The 3925-nt window shown below is 59.9% G+C and carries 4 protein-coding genes; 2 read left to right on the top strand and 2 right to left on the bottom strand.

The features are described 5' to 3' along the window. A partial coding sequence (locus AC1DVH_RS27390) for a glycoside hydrolase family 94 protein (protein WP_477756427.1) occupies positions 1–2098 on the top strand: 2098 nt, incomplete at its 5' end. Between the two features lie 27 nt (positions 2099–2125). Here AC1DVH_RS27390 and AC1DVH_RS27395 read toward each other — a convergent pair. Further along, entirely contained in the window at positions 2126–2305 is a 180-nt protein-coding gene (locus AC1DVH_RS27395) for a hypothetical protein (RefSeq protein WP_477756428.1), read from the bottom strand. 148 nt (positions 2306–2453) lie between these two features. On the opposite strand from AC1DVH_RS27395, the gene AC1DVH_RS27400 reads away from it, so the two are divergent. Then, entirely contained in the window at positions 2454–3179 is a 726-nt protein-coding gene (locus AC1DVH_RS27400) for a Crp/Fnr family transcriptional regulator (protein ID WP_477756429.1), read from the top strand. Positions 3180–3397: 218 nt separating this feature from the next. Here AC1DVH_RS27400 and AC1DVH_RS27405 read toward each other — a convergent pair. Then, positions 3398–3925, bottom strand: a 528-nt coding sequence (locus AC1DVH_RS27405; protein WP_477756430.1) for an outer membrane protein transport protein, incomplete at its 5' end; no start/stop codon positions are given.

The following is a 3925-nucleotide window of genomic DNA, read 5'->3' on the forward strand; positions in this document are numbered from 1 at the left end:
CGGTATCCACACCGAGTTGTGGGTATATGTGGCGCTGGATGCTTCGATCAAATTCTCGCATTTGCAGATTCGCAATCGCTCAGGCCGCGCCCGACGTCTGTCGACAACCTGCTATGTCGAGTGGGTGCTGGGCGACTTGCGCAGCAAATCAGCGATGCATGTGGTGACGGAAGCCGACCCCAGCAGCGGCGCATTTTTCGCCAGGAACGCCTATTCGATCGAGTTTTGCGAACGGGTGGCGTTCCTCGATACCGATTCGACCGACACCAGCATCAGCGGCGATCGCAGTGAATTCATCGGTCGCAACGGCAGCCTCAAGGCTCCTGCCGGATTACAGCAGGCACGGCTGTCGGGCCGTACCGGTGGTGGCCTGGATCCCTGTGCGGCGATACAGGTTGCCCTCGACCTCGACAACGGTGATGACCAGGACGTGGTTTTCCGGCTCGGTGCAGCCAGGGATACCGCGTCAGCCCTGCGCCTGGTTCAGCAGTACCGGGGCCTGGGGGCGGCAACCGCGCAACTCGAGGCGGTACGCGAGCATTGGCGTTCGCAGCTGGGCGTGATTCAGGTCCAGACCCCCGACCCGAGCATCGATGTCATGGTCAATGGCTGGCTGATGTACCAGGTGATCGCCTGTCGCTTCCAGGCCCGCAGTGGCTACTATCAGTCCGGCGGGGCCATCGGCTTTCGCGATCAACTGCAAGACAGCATGGCGATGATCCATGCCGATCCCGCCAGCGTGCGTAGCCATTTGTTGCTGTGTGCAGCCCATCAATATGCCGAAGGCGACGTTCAACACTGGTGGCACCCGCCGCTCGATCGGGGTGTGCGCAGTGGCTGTTCGGACGATTATCTGTGGCTGGCGCTGGCGACCAGCCACTATGTCAGCGTCACCGCAGACCTCAGCGTGCTGGCCGAACCCGTGGGTTACCTTGAAGGCCGCCCGCTCAATGCCGGGGAGGAGTCCTATTACGACCTGCCGGGCAAGTCGCACCTTGAAGAAAGCCTCTATCAGCATTGTGTACGCGCCATCGAACACGGCCTGCAGCGTGGCAGCCACGGCTTGCCCTTGATCGGCACGGGCGACTGGAACGACGGGATGAACCGGGTCGGCCATCTGGGCCAAGGGGAAAGCGTGTGGCTGGGCTTCTTCGGCTTTGATGTTCTCCAGCAGTTCGCCATCACCGCCCAATTGCATGGCGACCCTGTTTTCGCACAGCGTTGTACCCAGCAGGCCGCCATGCTGCAGGCCAGTCTGGAGGAGCATGCCTGGGACGGTTCATGGTACCGGCGCGCCTGGTTCGACGACGGTCAGGTCCTGGGTTCGGCCAACAATGACGAGTGCCGCATCGACTCGATCTCGCAAAGCTGGTCGGTACTGTCGGGGGCCGCCTCGCAAACGCGGTGCCGCACGGCCATGGCTTCATTCGAGCAGCACTTGGTACGGCCCGACACAGGCGCGGTACTGCTGCTCGATCCGCCCTTCGACACAGGGTCGCTCGAGCCCGGCTATATCAAGGGCTATGTGCCGGGCGTACGGGAAAATGGCGGCCAGTACACCCATGCCGCAGTCTGGGCCGGCATGGCGTTCGCCGAGCTTGGCGACAACGTCAGGGCCTGGCGGTTGCTCAACATGATCAACCCCGCGGGCCATGAAATCGCCAGCCGGATCGAAACCTACAAGGTCGAGCCCTATGTCATGGCTGCCGACGTCTACGGCACGCCGCCCCATGCGGGCCGTGGGGGTTGGACCTGGTACACCGGGTCGGCCGGCTGGACGTACCGGTTCATCGTGGAGTCATTGCTCGGCGTGCAGCGAGTCGGGACTGCATTGCATATCGTACCGCTGCTTGCGCAGGGCTGGCCTGGCTACACGCTGCGCTACCGCTATGGAGCGACGCATTACCAAATCAATGTACGCCCCGGCACAAGCACTACAGCTTCGATCACGCTGGACGGCGAGCTGCTGGGCAATGACACGCTGGAATTGCTCGATGACGGTAAAGAACACCAGGTCCTGGTGACATGCCCGGTAAAAGCGCACCAACCCGAAACCCCAGGGTGGGATAGAACCGTCGAAGCCGATCTTGAGCGCTGAGATACAGCGCTCTTGGCAGGCCTGGATTCAGACAGGAAAACTCGGGCCCTGGTGGTGCGGCTGCACGGCCTCACCCAGCTTGGTGTGTACCGGCTGGTTGGCAGACTGGCCAGGCTTGTAATGAAGGGGGATCGGCATGTTCTGTGGCTGTTTCGCAGTGGGCTTGCCGGGACCCTGGCGAAGATTCGGGTCAATGTGCTTGCTCATGACAACCTCCAACGTTTGGCGCTGCAGATGCAGCGTCGTACCCTTGAGCATCGCAGATTGCCGGGCTTGCTTCGGTGCGTTGCCCCGCATAGTGCGCTTTGGAGTAACCTGTCCCGATCAGGGTATTCGCCCTTGAACGGTGGCTGATATGTTTGCTGTACCCAAGCCACAACAGAACTACCTCCTGGCAGCGCTTCCGGCGCATGCGCTGGATCGCCTGCTCCCCCACCTCGAACCGGTCGAGCTGCCACTGGGCAAAGTGCTCTATGAGTCCGGCGGCGCTCTGCGGCATGTCTACTTCCCCACCGACGCCATCGTGTCGCTGTTGTATGTGATGGAGAACGGCGCCTCGGCCGAAATTTCGGTTGTCGGCAATGAAGGCCTGATCGGTGTTGCAGTCTTCATGGGCGGCGAAAGCACGCCCAGCCGCGCCGTTGTGCAAAGTGCCGGGCATGCTTACCGGTTACCCGGCCAGCAGCTCAAGGACGAGTTCAACCGCCATGAAGAGATGCTGCTGCTGATGCTGCGCTACACCCAGGCACTGATCACGCAAATGGCCCAGACGGCGGTGTGCAACCGCCACCACTCCATCGACCAGCAGCTGTGCCGCTGGTTGCTGTTGTCCCTCGATCGCCTGCAAGGCAATGAACTGACCATGACCCAGGAATTGATCGCCAACATGCTGGGTGTACGCCGCGAAGGCGTGACCGACGCCGCCGGCAAGCTACAGCGCCTGGGTGTTATCGAATACAGTCGGGGGCACATCAGGATCCTGGACAGGGCCAGGCTCGAGGAGCTGAGTTGCGAATGCTACGCCGTGGTTAGAAGAGAAACCGAACGATTGCTGCCCTACTTTCCATTGCGGCGTGACTAATGAATAAATCATGGCAAGGGCTTTCGACCCAGATAGATACTCAATCGCGGGATTGCTAAACCCTCTGGATGCCCACCATTCCCAATCCACCCACGGCCAGGGTGCTGATTAACAAGCAGAACTGCTCACACCCCAGTTGGATAGTTGATTAACGATTAAAGGTGAATCTTCAGAAAGGCTCGCAAAAATGGACTCTATCAAGAATTGAGTCGCATCGATTAGTACCGATAGGTTGCCTGCACTGAAATCCCATTCGCACTATTTTCGTAGTCGGCACTGTATTCCGGTTGAAGACCGGAGTTGTTCGACTGCTTTACTGATACTTTGGAATCCCAGAGATAACCATAAGCAAAGTCTATCGTCAGATCGGCATTCGGCGAATAAGCACCGCCCAAGGTCACGGCCTGGCGATTCCCAACCGGAACGCGCACGCTGCGATCGGCATTTCCAATGGGCGACGGATCATAGGCGTAACCTGCGCGCAGCAGCCATTGTTGGTTCAATTGCCAGGAGGCGCCGACTGCGGTGGACCACGTGTCGTGCCAGTTCATTTCTTCGGTCACACTTCCCAGGCCAGCCGCTTGGCCCAGGGGGGAAAGACCGCTGTTGACTGCCTCGACCTTCTTGATCCGGCTCCAGCGTTTCCAGGTGGTCCCCAGGTATCCCGTCCAGCGACTATTGAAATGATGGGTGATGGACGTGTCCACGGATTCGGGCATAGTGATGTCTATCTTGTTGTCATAGTT

The organism is Pseudomonas sp. P4_C3, assembly GCF_056402075.1.

Bases quoted from the DNA above. Each gene is read 5' to 3' on its own strand.
- AC1DVH_RS27395 (WP_477756428.1), bottom strand. From the start codon at position 2,305: ATGAGCAAGCACATTGACCCGAATCTTCGCCAGGGTCCCGGCAAGCCC.
- AC1DVH_RS27400 (WP_477756429.1), top strand. From the start codon at position 2,454: ATGTTTGCTGTACCCAAGCCACAACAGAACTACCTCCTGGCAGCGCTT.